This window comes from Mordavella massiliensis (genome assembly GCF_016902415.1).
Lineage (GTDB): Bacteria > Bacillota > Clostridia > Lachnospirales > Lachnospiraceae > Merdimonas > Merdimonas faecigallinarum.
Genome location: NZ_JACJLV010000046.1, coordinates 1 through 16002 on the forward strand (window position 1 = coordinate 1; position 16002 = coordinate 16002).

19 protein-coding genes and 1 pseudogene are annotated in these 16002 nt (G+C 47.7%); 4 read left to right on the plus strand and 16 right to left on the minus strand.

The genetic code is table 11. From position 1 onward, the window contains the following. Positions 1-71: 71 nt before the first annotated feature. The 3 genes from H6A13_RS10980 to H6A13_RS10990 are packed head-to-tail and all read right to left on the minus strand — an operon-like array spanning position 72 to position 2499. Entirely contained in the window at positions 72-209 is a 138-nt protein-coding gene (locus H6A13_RS10980; protein WP_204909613.1) for a FeoB-associated Cys-rich membrane protein, read from the minus strand. 18 nt (positions 210-227) lie between these two features. Further along, the gene (feoB, locus tag H6A13_RS10985) at positions 228-2231 is read right to left on the minus strand and encodes a ferrous iron transport protein B (RefSeq protein ID WP_204909614.1); all 2004 of its coding nucleotides are present in this window, start codon (positions 2229-2231) and stop codon (positions 228-230) included. Positions 2232-2286: 55 nt separating this feature from the next. Continuing rightward, positions 2287-2499 (minus strand): FeoA family protein, encoded by a 213-nt coding sequence (locus H6A13_RS10990; RefSeq protein WP_204909615.1) that lies wholly within the window; start codon positions 2497-2499, stop codon positions 2287-2289. Positions 2500-2699: 200 nt separating this feature from the next. Here H6A13_RS10990 and H6A13_RS10995 point away from each other — a divergent pair, with 200 nt between their 5' ends. The 3 genes from H6A13_RS10995 (at position 2700) to H6A13_RS11005 (ending at position 6061) form a co-directional block, all read left to right on the plus strand. Then, on the plus strand, positions 2700-3065 hold the full coding sequence (locus H6A13_RS10995) for a metal-dependent transcriptional regulator (RefSeq protein WP_204909616.1): 366 nt from the start codon (positions 2700-2702) through the stop codon (positions 3063-3065). A 150-nt stretch (positions 3066-3215) separates the two neighbouring features. After that, positions 3216-4652: a polysaccharide deacetylase family protein gene (locus H6A13_RS11000; RefSeq protein WP_204909617.1), complete on the plus strand. Its 1437-nt coding sequence runs from the start codon at positions 3216-3218 to the stop codon at positions 4650-4652. A gap of 62 nt (positions 4653-4714) precedes the next feature. Next, positions 4715-6061 carry an MATE family efflux transporter gene (locus H6A13_RS11005; RefSeq protein WP_204909618.1) on the plus strand — a complete coding sequence of 449 codons (1347 nt, stop codon included), beginning with the start codon at positions 4715-4717 and terminating at the stop codon, positions 6059-6061. On the opposite strand, the gene H6A13_RS11010 is transcribed toward H6A13_RS11005, so the two are convergent. Continuing rightward, positions 6026-6580, minus strand: a complete 555-nt coding sequence (locus H6A13_RS11010) for a TetR/AcrR family transcriptional regulator (protein WP_204909619.1) — start codon at positions 6578-6580, stop codon at positions 6026-6028. The genes H6A13_RS11005 and H6A13_RS11010 overlap by 36 nt on opposite strands. 141 nt (positions 6581-6721) lie before the next feature. Here H6A13_RS11010 and glgB point away from each other — a divergent pair, with 141 nt between their 5' ends. Then, on the plus strand, positions 6722-8512 hold the full coding sequence (glgB, locus tag H6A13_RS11015; protein ID WP_204909620.1) for a 1,4-alpha-glucan branching protein GlgB: 1791 nt from the start codon (positions 6722-6724) through the stop codon (positions 8510-8512). 9 nt (positions 8513-8521) lie between these two features. Here the strand turns inward: glgB and H6A13_RS11020 are convergent. The 12 genes and pseudogenes from H6A13_RS11020 to H6A13_RS11075 all read right to left on the minus strand — a co-directional run. Further along, positions 8522-9754 (minus strand): annotated as a pseudogene (locus H6A13_RS11020) (endonuclease Q family protein); the annotation flags it as partial. A gap of 1 nt (position 9755) precedes the next feature. Further along, complete coding sequence (locus H6A13_RS11025) at positions 9756-10460, minus strand: HAD family hydrolase (protein WP_204909622.1); 705 nt, start codon at positions 10458-10460, stop codon at positions 9756-9758. A gap of 7 nt (positions 10461-10467) precedes the next feature. Then, positions 10468-11442 carry a Gfo/Idh/MocA family protein gene (locus tag H6A13_RS11030; RefSeq protein ID WP_204909623.1) on the minus strand — a complete coding sequence of 325 codons (975 nt, stop codon included), beginning with the start codon at positions 11440-11442 and terminating at the stop codon, positions 10468-10470. A gap of 2 nt (positions 11443-11444) precedes the next feature. After that, entirely contained in the window at positions 11445-11756 is a 312-nt protein-coding gene (locus tag H6A13_RS11035) for a hypothetical protein (protein ID WP_204909624.1), read from the minus strand. A 134-nt stretch (positions 11757-11890) separates the two neighbouring features. Continuing rightward, on the minus strand, positions 11891-12412 hold the full coding sequence (locus H6A13_RS11040) for a flavodoxin domain-containing protein (protein ID WP_204909625.1): 522 nt from the start codon (positions 12410-12412) through the stop codon (positions 11891-11893). A gap of 19 nt (positions 12413-12431) precedes the next feature. Then, on the minus strand, positions 12432-12761 hold the full coding sequence (locus H6A13_RS11045; protein ID WP_204909626.1) for a hypothetical protein: 330 nt from the start codon (positions 12759-12761) through the stop codon (positions 12432-12434). A gap of 175 nt (positions 12762-12936) precedes the next feature. Further along, entirely contained in the window at positions 12937-13248 is a 312-nt protein-coding gene (locus H6A13_RS13565; protein ID WP_204909630.1) for a DUF3784 domain-containing protein, read from the minus strand. 56 nt (positions 13249-13304) lie between these two features. Further along, on the minus strand, positions 13305-13928 hold the full coding sequence (locus tag H6A13_RS11055; RefSeq protein WP_204909627.1) for a CatA-like O-acetyltransferase, family 2: 624 nt from the start codon (positions 13926-13928) through the stop codon (positions 13305-13307). Between the two features lie 12 nt (positions 13929-13940). Beyond that, entirely contained in the window at positions 13941-14576 is a 636-nt protein-coding gene (locus tag H6A13_RS11060; RefSeq protein ID WP_204909628.1) for a GyrI-like domain-containing protein, read from the minus strand. Beyond that, complete coding sequence (locus H6A13_RS11065) at positions 14566-15075, minus strand: GNAT family N-acetyltransferase (protein ID WP_204909631.1); 510 nt, start codon at positions 15073-15075, stop codon at positions 14566-14568. The genes H6A13_RS11060 and H6A13_RS11065 overlap by 11 nt, the downstream gene beginning before the upstream one ends. A gap of 66 nt (positions 15076-15141) precedes the next feature. Further along, the gene (locus H6A13_RS11070) at positions 15142-15588 is read right to left on the minus strand and encodes a helix-turn-helix domain-containing protein (RefSeq protein ID WP_106788251.1); all 447 of its coding nucleotides are present in this window, start codon (positions 15586-15588) and stop codon (positions 15142-15144) included. Between the two features lie 144 nt (positions 15589-15732). Further along, on the minus strand, positions 15733-16002 hold a 270-nt coding region (locus H6A13_RS11075; protein ID WP_204909629.1), incomplete at its 5' end, for a dihydrofolate reductase family protein.

Genomic DNA, 16002 nt, shown 5'->3' on the forward strand with positions numbered 1-16002 from the left:
GGAAATGCTCCGGGTGTAAGAAATAGCAAATGGGGACGTAGTCCTTTTGCAAAGGACTACGTCCCCATTTGCTATTTCTTACACCCGGAGCATTTCCCGCCCGCCGGGCATCCGATGCATTTCACGCCTTTCTTTTTTGCTTTTACGATATAAGTAATCGCGCTTCCCAGCATGGCCGCCAATACAGCCAACGCTATGAAATCCACCATATGAATTCCTCCTTTTTCCTATGCCGCCGCATGCAGGCTGTAGGTTTCCGCGAACTCCCGGTCGGACTTGCGGATTCTCCACAGCACGATCAGAACAAAGACGATGACTGCGACAAGTCCCGGAACAAATCCGGTTCCCAGAGATCCGGTTGTGATCAATGTGCCGATCTGATATACCAGGAAGGCAACGGTGTAGCCGGTTCCCAGCTGAAGGCAGATGCCTCCAAGCAGCCATTTTCTGCTCTTCATCTCAGAGTTCATGGCTCCGAGCGCCGCGAAGCACGGCGGCGTATAAAGATTGAACATCAGGTACGCAAGAGCAGCCACTTTGGTAAGTCCCAAAACTGCTGCCACTGCATTTCCGCTTCCCACCAGTGCCAGTTCATCAGTATCGATCAGATTGGTGACGCCGTATACTACCGCCAGCGTGCCGACTACATTTTCTTTTGCGATAAATCCGGTCACTGCCGCTGCCGCCAGCTGCCATACGCCAAATCCAAGCGGGATAAAGAGAATGGAGATCGGGTGGGCAATGCTTGCCAGAATGGAAGTATCCTCTGCGCCTTCCGCCACCAGCTGGAACTGCCAGTTAAAGGTCTGCATGATCTGGACAACGGTGTTGCACACCAGAATAATCGTTCCGGCCTTGATAATGTATGCCTTGCCGCGTTCCAGCATGGAAATACATGCCCGCTTCAGGCTTGGGATCTTATATTCCGGAAGTTCAATGATGAAGAAAGATTTCCGGTATTTCTGACCGGTAATTCTCTTTACCAGCAAAGCCCCCAGAAGGATCAGTACGATTCCCACCAGATACATGGTTGCGGACACCCACCAGGCATCTGCGAAAAATGCGCCTGCAAATAAAGCGATCACAGGGATCTTTGCTCCACAGGGCATAAATGGCGTCAGCATCGCCGTGGTCCGCCGTTCTCTCTCATTGCGGATGGTACGGGACGCCATGACTCCGGGAATCGCGCATCCGGTTCCAATGACCATCGGGATCACGGATTTTCCGGAAAGCCCCACTCTCTTAAAGATCGGATCCAGCACCACCGTAGCTCTTGCCATATACCCACAATCTTCCAGAAGAGCAATCAGGAAGTACATCACCATAACCAGCGGAAGGAAACCGATGACCGCTCCCACGCCGCCGATGATACCATCCACCAGGATCGCATACAGTAACGGATTGGCATTCTCCATCATTCCTCCGACCCATCCCTGGAATGTCTCGATCCAGGCCACCAGCCAGTCGGCGATCCAGGTTCCCAGCGTTGTCTGGGAAATGTAGAACACCAGGAAGATCACTGCCGCAAAAATCGGGATTCCCACAATCTTATGAGTGATAACAGCGTCCACTTTATCCTGTGCATTTTTATCTTTTGTGAAGACTTTTCTTTGTTCTACCTGCTTTACGATCTCATTGACAAAAGCGAACCGCTTTCTGTCCGCCTCTTCTACCGCATTTTTATCGGTCAGATCAATATCGGCCTGCACATAAGGCGCTCTCTGTCCGGCTCCTTTCAGGGAAGCCGCGGCCGCAACCGCCTCTTTCAGACCATCGTGGCCGGAAGATGTAGAAATCGTCTTTACCACCGGACAGCCAAGCTTTTCTGACAAAAGTCTCTCATCAATCCTCGTCTGCTTCTTATCGGTAATATCACTTTTGTTCAACGCAACAACCACCGGCACTCCCAGTTCCAGAAGCTGCGTGGTAAAAAACAGGCTCCGGCTCAAATTGGTTGCATCCACGATATTGATGATCGCGTCCGGATGTTCATTTTTCACATAACTGCTGGTAATACTTTCTTCAGACGTAAACGGCGACATGGAATAAGCGCCCGGCAGGTCTACTGCCACCAGCTCCTCTTCCCCGGCATAATATGCCTTTTTAATCAGGCTTTCCTTCCGCTCCACCGTCACGCCGGCCCAGTTGCCGACTTTTTCATTCCTGCCGGTCAGAGCATTGTACATGGTTGTCTTCCCGCTGTTGGGATTCCCTGCAAAAGCAATTCTCATGTTCTGATCTCCTCCTTTATATTGATTAGCTATAACTAACCCAGTTGTAAAAAAATTATATTGATATGGCTTTCGCCAGATCAGTATCTATATTATATCTCCCGTCTTTGATGGAAACCGTGCAGCCGCCGCGGACACGGGAAACCACGGTAATCGGCTCTCCGCTGTAACATCCCAGGGAAAAAAGAAATGCTTCCAGATCATCATCTTCTGTGACAATCTCTTTCACAATATACTCTTCCCCTTCTTTTGCATCCATTAATGTCATAAAACCAGATCCTCTCACTTATCTTTTTCATCCGTCTTCCCGGATGGTTATACACAACAAATTTTTAGTAGGTTCTTCTAACAGTTGATAGTTTAAACTAACCAGATTGTTTTGTCAATCCTTCCTGAGAATATTTTTTTATTTTGTATTCAAAAAAAATATATGTTATACTGGACACATGATGACAGGAGGGAACGCATATGAGAACCTATACCAGCGAATCCGCGGAAAATTATCTGGAAACGATTCTGATCTTAAGTAAAGAACTGCCTGTGGTCCGTTCTGTCGATATCGCAAATGAACTGGGCTTTAAAAAATCAAGCGTCAGTGTTGCCATGAAGCATCTGCGGGAACAGAATCATATCGTCATGGAAGACAGCGGTTTTATCCATCTGACAGATTCCGGCAAAGCTATCGCGGAAATGATCTACGAACGGCATCTTTTATTATCCCAGTGGCTGGTGCGCCTTGGAGTCCCGGAAGAGATCGCCTCTGAAGATGCCTGCAAGATTGAGCATGTGATCAGCCCGGAGAGTTTTGAAGCCATCAAAAAGCACATCCGATAATTTTTAATAATTTTGAGCGAATTATTAAGAATTCTTAAAAATCGTCTTTTCCCTTTGCGAAATATGTCGAAAAAAGTTATACTACCTCTGCATATCTCTGTCTTCTGGAAGATTCTTCCAGAAGATAAGCGAACTTAAGAGGGAGTATTTATGAATCCAAGAAACAAAAGAAAAAGAAGAAGAAAGCGGCGTCAGAGAAGACTGATCCTGCCCGTACTCTTCGTCCTGTTATGCCTGCTCTCTGCAGGCGCATTATATCTTGCCTATACCCTGACCCGGCCGGCATCCATTGAGATCCAGGCAAAAAACGCCCAGATCCTGCAGGGAGAAACTGCGCCGGCAGACTGGAGCGCCAAAGTACATCTCACAGGAAATGAGCACGCTGTTCTGGACTGGAAGAAATTCTACACTGCAAAAGATCTTCTTAAAGATCTGAAAAGCGGCGGTGATTATACAGTTTCCTGTCAGCCGGACCCAAACGCGGAAGGGGAATACCCGATCACCATTACATTATCTGATCAGCTGACCCGGAAGCTTCAGTCCAGGACCTGGAGCAAACATCTGAAGCTTACCATAAAGGAAGGCGTCTTTACGGTCAAAAATCCCATTGGCGAATGGGAGGACAACCGGTTCCGGAAATACGACGGGACCTATGTAACCAATGATTTCGTGGTTTCTAAAAACCAGACCTATTATTTTAATCAGGACGGGGTCATGGTCACAGGCTGGCAGACCATCAACAATGCCACCTACCATTTCAACGATGAGGGCGCCATGGAAACCAGCACCTGGGCAGATGGCGACAACGCCCGCTATTACCTGGGCGAGAACGGAGCCGCACTTACCGGCTGGCAGGATCTGGACGGATCCACCTACTATTTTGACGCCAACGGAAAAATGGCTACCGGCGACATTTATCTGGGACTGACCCGCTGTTCTTTTGACGAAAATGGAAAACTGATTTCAAAAACAGAAAGCCAGATCGATCCGAACAAACCGGCCATCGCTCTGACCTTTGACGACGGGCCCGGCCCCAGAACCATGGAGCTTCTGGCCCAGCTGGAAAAATACAATGCCCACGCCACCTTTTTTATGCTGGGGCAGAAAGTTTCTTCTTATCCGGATGCCATCCGTAAAATGCAGGAAATCGGCTGCGAACTGGGAAATCATTCCTATGACCATCCGGATCTGTCCAAGCTGGACGCCGCCGGCATCCAGTCCCAGATCTCCCAGACCAATGAAGGGATCCGGGGAATTGCCGGAAACGGTGCAACTGTCCTTCGCCCGCCCTACGGAGCCATCAGCAGCACCCTGTCCTCCAATGCAGGCATGCCCATGATCCTGTGGAATATTGACACCCTGGACTGGAAGACCCGCAACGCCCAGAGCACCATTGATGCGGTCATGAAGGACGTCAAAGACGGCGACATTATCCTGATGCACGACATCCACTCAGAGACCATCGATGCCGCGCTGCAGCTGATCCCCAGGCTTCAGGCCGAAGGCTACCAGCTGGTAACCGTATCTGAACTTGCCGCCTCCAAAGGCAAGACTCTTTTAAACGGAGAAACTTATACCGATTTTTAGTCACACAGACATGCGTTTTGTGATACAATAGGGATAGTACATATCAGTTAGGAAGCGATCGCATGTCACACAGAAAAACGCAGGATGAAAAATATCAGATGATGACGGAGACCCCGATCCCCGGTCTGATCGGCCGTCTGGCGGTGCCTACCATCATCAGCATGATGATCACATCCTTCTATAATATGGCGGACACCTTTTTCGTGGGCCGCATCAGCACCAGTGCCACCGCTGCCGTTGGCGTCGTATTTCCCGTCATGGCGGTCATTCAGGCACTGGGCTTTTTTTGCGGCCACGGTTCCGGCAACTCCATTTCCAGAAAACTTGGCTCTAAGGACACACAGGCCGCAAAAGAGCTTGCTTCCACCGGGTTTTTCCTGGCCTTCGCCCTGGGGCTTCTCCTGATGGCGCTTGGCCTTCTGTTTCTGGAGCCTTTGTCTCATCTCCTTGGCTCCACCGAAACCATCCTTCCCTACACCAAAGACTATCTTGGCATTATCCTTCTGGGCGCGCCCTATATGACCGCCCAGCTGGTGCTCAATAATCAGATCCGTTTCCAGGGAAATGCCTTCTACTCCATGATCGGCATTACCGCCGGAGCCGTCTTAAACATCGGCCTGGACCCCTTATTTATCTTTGTCTTTGACATGGGGATCTCCGGCGCGGCACTTGCCACCATTCTCAGTCAGTTTGTCAGCTTCTGCCTTCTCCTTGCAGGAGTGCGTTTTTCCGGATGTATTCCCATCCACCCGCGGAACATCCGCCTCTCCAGGCATCGGCTTCTGGAGATCACAGGCGGCGGACTTCCTTCTTTGTTCCGTCAGGGACTGGGAAGCGTTGCCACCATGACGCTTAACATTGCAGCCAATCCATACGGGGACGCCGCGATTGCCGCCATGTCTGTGGTAAGCCGGATCATGATGTTTGCCAACTCAGCCCTGATCGGCTTTGGCCAGGGCTTTCAGCCGGTCTGCGGGTTCAATTACGGCGCCCGCAAATACGACAGAGTCCGGGAAGCCTTCTGGTTCTGCGTCAAAGTATCTACCGTTGTACTCTTCCTGCTGTCCGCTTCCGGCATGCTCCTGTCCGGTCACCTGATCGGCATCTTCCGTAATGACCCGGACGTCATCCGCATCGGCACCACTGCTCTCAGACTGCAGTGCATTACCTTCACTCTGGGCGGATGGATCGTAATGAACAACATGATGATGCAGACTATGGGAAAAACCCTTCCTGCCTCCATTCTTGCTGCGTCCAGACAGGGTCTGTTCTTCATCCCGGCTCTTCTGATCCTGCCGCAGTTTTTCGGACTTCTCGGCATCCAGTCGGCGCAGGCCGTCTCAGATGTCTGCACCGTAGTCATTACCACCATCTTAAACCGGCGTGTGATGCGTTCGCTCCGCTCCTGACAGGATTCTGGCGATCTCCACGATCTCTTCTGCAATCTCTTCCTCTCCGACCCGCTCTCCCTGCAGGCGGTAGGTATAATATCCGCCATAGACCTGATAGGTAAGAAGCGCCTGGAAGTGGATGTCTTCTTTTAGTTCCGGATGGTTCCGGAAAATATGCTTTTTCAACTCCCGCTCCACATAATCCGGGATCAGAGCCGCCCGGGAGCCGGAAAACAGGATCCGGCTCAATTCATTGTGGGAACGGAACGCCAGAAATAATTCCCGGGTAAATCCCGGCTGATCTGTCAGCACCAGATCCGGATGGGCGATACTCTGATAAATCTCCCCGATCACCTCCGCCTGCAAACGCTCCGCCAGATCATAAATGTCCTGATAATGCAGATAAAATGTAGCCTTGCTGATCTGGACTTTCTCAGCTAATTCTTTTACTGTGATCTTTTCCAGCGGCTTCTTTCCAAGCAGTTCCAAAAAGGCGGTCCGGATCGCCGCCAACGTCTTTTTCTGTCTTAGATCCATGGATAATAGTCCTTTCTTTCAAAATGTCTGTTATTTTACCCTCTCAAATGATTGTAAATTGTCACTCTTCTCCACCTCATTTATAATACATCTTAGTAAAATAATTTACACATGTCAATTAAGTTTCGGAGTGACTGCTTTATGGACTTTTACAACTTTTATACCGGCCGGGAACAGAACGCCTGGAAGTGGATGGGAGCACATACCGATGGACAGGAAACCGTTTTCCGCACCTTTGCCCCTGCCGCCGCAGGCGTATCTGTTGTAACAGATACCGGCGAATACCCCATGTATCCCGTTCACGACGGAAATTTTTATGAACAGACGCTGACGGACATGGGACCAGGCAAATCTTATGAATATCGCATTTATCAGGCAGACGGCCAGGTCAGGGACCACTGCGATCCTTATGGCTTTGGCATGGAGCTTCGCCCTGCCCACAGATCCATTGTACGGGATCTGTCTTCCTTTTCTTTTCAGGACCATTCCTGGATGCAGGCGCGCACCAGCCGGGAAAGCGAGCCTTTGAATATCTATGAACTGCATCTGGGCTCCTGGAAAAAGAAAGGTCCGGAAGAAACCGGCTGGTACCGCTATGATGAACTTCCGGATCTTCTCATCCCCTATCTGGAAGAATGCGGATACAATTATCTTGAGATCCTGCCTCTTTTTGAATATCCCTGCGACGAAAGCTGGGGCTATCAGCCAACCGGATTTTTCGCCCCCACCAGCCGGTACGGCACGGCTCTTGATCTAAAAAAGATGATCCAGCGTTTTCACGAAGCACACATCGGCGTGATCCTGGACTTTATCCCTGTGCATTTTGCCGTGGATGACTACGGCCTGGCCCGGTATGACGGCACAGCTCTCTACGAATATCCCCATTCCGACGTAGGCGTCAGCGAGTGGGGCAGTCATAACTTCATGCATTCCAGAGGCGAGGTGCGTAGTTTCCTTGCTTCCTGCGCCGATTACTGGCTTAGCGAATATCATTTTGACGGACTTCGCATGGATGCCATCAGCCGGATCATCTACTGGCAGGGCGATGAAGCACGGGGCGTGAATGGAAATGCCGTTGATTTTCTGAAAAGTATGAACGTGGAACTGAAACGCCGCCATCCCGGATGTATCCTGATCGCAGAGGATTCTACCAGCTATCCCGGCGTCACCTCTCCTGTATCCCATGGAGGGCTGGGGTTTGACTATAAATGGGATCTGGGATGGATGCACGATACCCTGGATTTTTTCCGGACCGGCCCCCAATACCGTCCCGCCAACTACCACAAACTGACCTTTTCCATGATGTATTTTCGAAACGAGCGCTATCTGCTGCCCTTCTCTCATGATGAAAATGTCCATGGGAAGGCCACCATCCTCCAGAAAATGAACGGCGATTACGATGGAAAATTTCCACAGGCCCGGGCGCTGTATCTCTATCTGATGCTTCACCCCGGCAAAAAACTGAATTTTATGGGAAATGAATTCGGGCAGCTGCGGGAATGGGATGAAAAAAGAGAGCAGGACTGGTGCCTGCGCTCCTACCCCATCCACGATGCTTTTTACCACTATATGTGCCGGCTGAATCATCTGTATCTGACCCACCCGGCATGTTTTGAGATGGATTATGACGAAAATGGATTCACCTGGCTGGACTGTCATCAGGAAGAGCGATGCATCTACGCATTTCTTCGAAGGTCAAAAGATGAATGTCTGGCGGTGATCCTGAACTTAAGCGATCAGACACAGGGGGACTATCGGCTGGAGACAGGCTTTGCCGATCCGGTATGTCCGGCAGAGCCAGAACTCCTGCTGCACACAGACTGGGAATCCTTTGGAGGTTCCACACCGGAAACTGCTGTGATCTGGAAAAAAGAGCAGGAAAGTCTTCTGTTGACTCTCCCGCCCTATTCCGGCATTTTAGTTTCTTTGTAAACTTTATCATTTCTCATCATCGAACAGACGGATCTTCCCATACTCCCCGTCAAATCCAGGGATCCGTTCCACCTGTCCGCTCCGCAGCCGCCGGATGCCTTCTGCCACGCGGCTGCCGGACACATGTTCAATCTCTTCCAGAGGAATTTCTCTTAGAATCGAAAATTCCGGTCCCAGTTCTTTCAGCATCCGAAGATATTCCCTCTGCACTCTCACACTTGCCGGAGAACGTCCCGCAGACGCTCCGATCACTTCCGGAAGGGGAACCAGACTTTCAAAGGCCTTCGCGTCTGCCCTCGCATATCCCTCCGGCCGGTCGGAAAGTTCTTCCACCCGGTGGGCAACACCCACGGTGATCTTTCGCCCGCAGACCGGGCAGATCCCCTGACACTCCCTGGTCTGTGCCGGCGTCAGGCAAAGATTACATTTCCGGTGTCCGTCCATGTGATACTTTCCCTCTTCCGGGAAAAACTCGATGGTTCCCAAAAGCCCGTCCCCTGACTGGATTGCCCGGGCAAGCCCCTCATAGGAAAGAGCGATATCAAAAAGATTGGCTTCCCTTCCAAGCTTTGCCGGAGAATGGGCGTCAGAATTGGAGATCAGCTGGTATGGATCCAGCATGGAGACCCGCCAGTTCATAGGCGGATCAGAAGATAATCCGGTCTCCACGGCATGGATATAGGGCGTCAGATCCCCAAAGCATTCCTCCATACTGTCGAATCTGGAAAACTCTCCAAACACAGAAAAGTGGGGCGTCCAGATATGAGCAGGCACATAGACCGATTCCGGGCAGTTCTCCAGCACAAGTTCCAGAAGATCATGACAGTCCAGCCCCAGGATCGGCCTCCCGTCAGAATGGATATTTCCGATCCGCTCCAGTTTTACCGATATCCTCTGCGCCGCTTCCAGGGAAGGCAGAAGGATCAGACTGTGTACCTTTCTGGTCTTATCCTTCTTTTTATAAATGGAACTGATCTCCCCGGTTACCACAAACCTGGGCTCGACCCCGTTTCTTACTGAATCATCTAGGATCCGGTACGTTTCTTTTAACCGGTACAGCCCGTCTCCTGCAGGCTCCAGTTTTTCTTCCAGTTCCTCCCGCCAGGCAGGGTGGGTAAAATCCCCGGTCCCCACGATATGGATCCCTTTCCTTCTCGCCCACAGTTCCAGGGATTCCGGCGTACAGTCCCTGCTGGTCGCCATGGAATAATGAGAATGAATATGTAAATCTCCAATGTACACGTTATACCAGACCTTTCAAATCTTCATACAGCTGACTTAGGCTTTCTCCCTCATACTCTCCTCTGGCCGGCGCATCTCCATGCTCCAGGCACCCTGTCACAAGATAGGTATGGATCCCCAGTTCCCCGGCTGCCAGATCTTCCTTTCTGTCATTTCCTATCATCAGACATTCCTCCGGGTCCAGTCCACACTCCGACAAAATCCCTCTATAATACTCTACATTCGGCTTACTGTAGCGGCAGGTCTCATAGGTGGTGATCAGTTCAAAATCCTCTGCGTCCAGCCCTGCCCAGCGGATCCGGTTCATGGTGGCACAGCGTGGAAATACCGGATTGGTGGCAAGATACACCTTCTTCCCCCGGCTCTTCAGATATTTTACAATCTCATTTGCCACAGGATCCGGGCTTGTGGTACGGATCGCCTGATTAAAATCATTTCCATAAAAATCCAGCACATCCTCTTCCACCTCGGAGCGCCGGATGCCCAGTTCCCCGGAAAAACAGTTCCAGAACACCTCTTCATTGGATGCGCGTCCATCGTTCATCACCATCGCTCCAAAGCCGTTCCAGACCGCGCCGATCAGCTTGTCCGGCGCAATCCCCCGGCCCTGAAATCTGGCCGCCAGGAGCGGCAGATAAAACTTTACAAACTCTTCCTGCTTCATCGGAAGCAGCGTTCCATCCAGATCAAATAAAAAATGTTCCATACGTCTGTTATTCCTCCTCCCGGGGATAAACCATTCCCCACTGTTTTCGCAGCCGGTCCATGATCTCCATGACCAGGACACTGTCTGAAAGGGGCATGGAAGAACTCTCCTTTGCTCCCGCCCGGATCGCCTCGATACATTCCCGCACCTCATATTCATATCCGCTGATCTGCTCCGGTACATCCATCTGCTTCAGGAGCCGGTCTTCTGCGTCGTAGACCGCGATACTCCGTGGATTGTTGATATTTTCCACTACAATATAGCCTTTCTCTCCATAGAAAATCCCCTTCCGGTCGGATCTGCTGTAAATATCATGTGTCAGCACCGCCATCCTTCCATCTCTAAAAAAGAGGGTGATGGATTCCATGGCGTCCACGCCGGTATCCGTCATGCGGACCGAAGACTCCATCCGCTCAATGTCCGTTCCAAAATGCATCAGCGCAAAATTCAGCCCGTACACGCCAATATCCAACAGCGCTCCTCCAGCCAGTTCCGGCCGCATGATCCGCTCCTTCCCACTGATGGGATAAGAGAGATTTGCCGTCAGCACCGAAACCTTTCCGATAATCCCGCTGTCAACCACTTCCCGGATCATCTGCCTGGAGGGCATATACCGGGTCCAGATAGCTTCCGCCGCAAAAACCTGCTCCTGCTCTGCCAGTTCCATGATCTTCCGGGCTTCCCCTGCATTCATGGTAAATGCCTTTTCACAGAGAACCGGTTTTTTATGCCGGATACACAGCTCCATATTTTCATAATGGCAGGAATGAGGCGTGGCAATATAGACCAGCTCCACTTCCGGGTCTTCGCACAGCGCTTCATAACTTCCGTACGCCTTTGTAAATCCATATTCCCGGGCAAATGCTTCCGCCCGGGAAAGGCTCCGTGAAGCCACTGCATAACACTCGGCCTCCTCCATCTGGATCAATGTTCTGGCGAATGTCTCCGCCATCGGCCCGCAGGCCAGAATTCCTATTTTCATAATTACCTCCCTACTTGAACTGCCGTTACACTAATATAGTCATTTCCCTGATACCTGTATGCAATAGTAATGACACATGTCCCATAAATATCCCCGTCATCCCTATCCTGAAAGAATTTGCCAGAATCAAGGGCCACCTTTACATCACTGTCCTCCTGCTCATAGGCCAGATCATCCCAGATCCATACAGGGTCATCGCTTGTCCCGTCCCGGAACTCTCCCTGCACGCTCCGGACCAACTCCGGCCGGATATCCTGATAATCATAGTCCTGAAAATGTAGGACCACCGCAGGATCGCTTTGCAGGGACACCATAGGGATATCCCCCTCGATCTTTCCAAGGACCGCTTTCTTATAGAAGCCGCTTCAAAAATCCTGAAGACATTCTACCACCTCCGCCTTAACAATAGCTGATCTGCCGGGAAAAGAACAGCAAGAATTCTTTTACATCAAAGGACTTCTGCTATAGGATTTAAAGAATCGAAATCAACAAAGTCAACTTTTGAGTTAAAGGTTTCTATCAAAGCTTTATCCTCAGCAGTTTTTTTATCTTCCGGCAAGTTTTTTATCTTGTTGTATAAAAGCGTCATCATCGTTTTATGCTTAAAAGACAATTTCTGATAATCAATCCCGCCTCGCAAATGAAAGACAAATGCGGATTTTAACAAATCCTCTGGCACCTGCTTGCTTATGGAATTTCTGATATTACTTACATTTTCTTTATCGCATACATCTGCCAAACCAACTGTCACGATGATCAGTTTTGTATTCAGAGAAAATCTCTTAACTGCATTCTTTAAACCTTTCACGCCGCCTGCATATAAACCGCCGAAATAAATGACCCGCTCATAGTCGGTTAGGGCATTCATATCCTCATAGCTGATAACCGGAAAACCAGTCATCTCTGCAAATCGTTCTGCGTATCGCTTTGTTGTGCCGTACTGACTGCCATATATAATTAAAGATTTCATACATCATTTCCCTCACAATTTATGATTTCCGGTGCAGCGCCTTAAAAATGATCGTTCCGAGCAACATGCCAACTGCCGCTATAACAAAGTACCAGACTGCTTGCACGAACGCCGTCCCATTATAGTGAAGAAATGCAGAGGGCAAAAAAGCCGCTGCCACTGCCGCCGGATAAACATATTTTATTCTGTTTTTGGAAATACTGCCAAGCAAAATGGACAGGATCAGGGTCGCGAACAGAATTAAAACGACCATCCCCATACCATCGGTTGGTCCCGCAAACAGCGGCGAAATGTAAAACATAAAAAGCTGTATACAAAAGATTACAATTTCTGCGATATATCTTTTCATAGATTCTCCCCCTGACGGCAACTTCCCATGCCATGCCTCTGATTCGACAATCTACGTTCAATGTCTACTTTTGAGGTTTGAAAGTCTACTTTTTCTTCTCCCAATGTCTACTTAATTTGCGCTTGCATTGTTTTGTTTCGTTCTGACCACATTTTATTCATAATCCATGATACTCCTATTCATCAAAATATCTATCCTTTTCAGATTTAATACTCTCTTTAACAGCATATACTATGACGCAGATAATCAAAACAAATACTGTATAGAGACATATATTCCACGATGTAATGATATACATTGTCAGACATGCAAAAATAGTTGCCAAAATCCCGAAGACAACAGAAACCATATGATATTCTGCCTTTTTATCTATTTTGCTACGTTCTTTTTCAGAAGCAAATAGATATGTATTGGATAAAATAGGACCTTTACATCTAACTGCAAAGAATACATATATGAATAAAATAACAGCAATAATTCCAGTAATTACAGCAAAAACATATCACTCATTCAAACATCTCCCTAAAACAATAACATCTGCCGTTATTGTAGCCTATTGATCTCATCCTGCAATCTTTCCAAAAATCTACCCGCATGTGCCCCGTCCATCTGTGTGTGATGAAACTGGAACGAAAGCGGCAGGTAATACCGGAACCATTTCTTTTTATATCTGCCCCAGATAAGAAAGGGATTATTGAAAATATCGCTGTTCATACCAACAGCTCCGTCAAGTTCTGTATCTATGATAGCGGACGTGCCGATGACCATACTATTTTCGGACAAGTCCCTGTCCTGACAGCTTGCGGCAACCTGCGTCGTATACTTCAGATACTCCTCGTTGAACTGATTTAACTCGGCTTTATAGGAAAGGTCGCAGGAACTGACTTCGCCCTCTTTGTTTTCCACTATGGTATTGACCGCTATGGTGTCATACTGTATGAGCTTATCGCCCACCGGAAGGATGTAAAATTCCTTTACATTTACGGCGGCTCTGCCGATACAGTAATCCAGTAGCATATTAAACTTCAGACTTCTTTTCCTGCTGACCCTGATCAGGTTGGTCACATCAAAGGTTTTGAAAAAAGTTACCATTGGGTTGGGCGCTTTCATCCAGAGTTCATAAGCCGCAGCCCTTGTCGTATCTTTGGGATCAATTTCTTTTGGCATACGAACCTCCGCTTACTCCGCTTTCCGGATCGGGTAACGCACAACCGTTTTCAGCCGACTCACATCGCATTTTCTCGGATCGCTCAGATAGATTTCGTGATGATATCTTGTGTCCGTAATATCCAGCTCATACCCGTTTGCTTTCATATAGTCGTGCATGAGATCAACAGTGACAGGCTCATCATCGTAAGAGCCGATGTGCATACACTGAACGCACAGTCCCTCATCATAGGGGAAAAACTCAACCTTAGAAAAATCCTGCTTCTTCTTTTTCGTTGCTTCCTGAACTGCCCACTCAAAATCTTTCTTCGTTACAAAGTCCGGTAGCCGGATCATAGAGATAAAGTGCATGTCTTCTTTTCTTGCATAATCAAGTCCCTGCGTGTTTTCCTGCCACCAAAGCCCTTCAAGGGGCGGCACCACATACTCGAAAAATCCCTCGATTTTATGTGTCCCCTTGTAACTCATTTTTATAGTAAAAGCAATACCGTACAGCAAACTGATTGAATTTTTGTATTCTCCGCTTTCCTCATTGGGATTGCCTTTCCCCCGGACTGCGATATAGTTCATTTGAGGAATCTCTATAATTCCGGGCTTGTTCTTCGGCATATAAAATACCTTGTATTCTTTCTTGTAATCAAAAGCCATTTTCTTCCTCCATTTTGCAAATAGAATTTAGGTCAACAATCATAATGTATTCTTCATCCGTCTCGCAAATTGTCGTAAATCCCGCTTTTCGATATAAATTCACTGCATAATTATCCTTTTGAACAGATAAAGAAAGCTTTGCATAACCAGCAGCTTTTTCTGTTGACAGCATTTGTGTGAGTAATGAAGTTCCGATTCCCATACTCCTGTGCGCTTTAAGAACGGACATTGCAAGGGAAGGCGTATTATCATCAATATGTCCGTAGTCGTTCATAATTCTTGCCCATATTGCTCCTACAATATTTCCGTCAACTTCTGCAATCAAAGCCTTATCGTGTTTGCTGTTTCCAAAATCTGCAATGTATACTTGCAATTCGGGACAAGTTATTATAGATTTAGGCGGCGCAGCCGTACCAGCCGGAATATAAATTGCTTCGTACAAAAAGTCACTGAGCAGACTATATTCTTCTTTTCGCATTTCTCTTATAGAGTAGCTCATATCTTGCTTGTTTCTTATCATTCTTAAATTTATCGCTCCCACACAAATTAGGATTTGTTTGTATCTTTATTGCTCCTTTTCTTGCTTTTCCAGATACTTAACAACCTCTTTGTCCCATCTAAGTTTCTTAACTCCACCAATTAAAAACATCGCAATCCCAATGCAAAGTATAACCGTTCTTCTAATTGAATCTGGAGAAATACAACACGAAATCACTAGTCCTGTACCAGCACCTGTAAAAAAATCAATAATAGATTGCTTATGTTTATAATACTTCCCGTATAATCTTTCCTTATCTATTGTTTTTACCATTTGTTTGTCCTCCTTCAATAATTTATCCAGAGAAATTTCAAACATATCACTCATAGTTACTAACGTATTCAAATCTGGATAGTTTTTTTCATTCTCCCAATTTGATACCGTCTGTCTGGTAACATGAAATAATTCGCCGAATTCCTCCTGTGACATTCCTTTTTCCTTTCGAACATTTAATATTGTTTTTCCAATACTCATCGTTTTACCTCCTAAGGATATTATCAGTGGAATGTAACAAAAAGAAAAGCAATCCATCTTTTACAGTCCGCTATTATAAACGCAAAGATTTTTTGACAAGGAAATTTTTATTAGTTTATAGCCTTCAGTCCTGCAAATTCCAATTTATCTTCTAATATAGATCAAATCCGTCATACCATTATACGATTGTGTTTTGAGCAGTCTCAACTTAATTGCTTGGTTGGCGTTTCCAAAAAGTCGAATGCCTGAACCCAGGATTATTGGGATAATAGTAATATAGTAACAGTCAATCATATCTTCTCTGGCCAGTTGTTGAATCAGGTTTGCTCCACCACAGATCCAAATACCTTTTCCATTTTCTTCCCGCAATCTTTTTATCAGATTAACAGGGCTTTCATTAACAAAATGAATTTT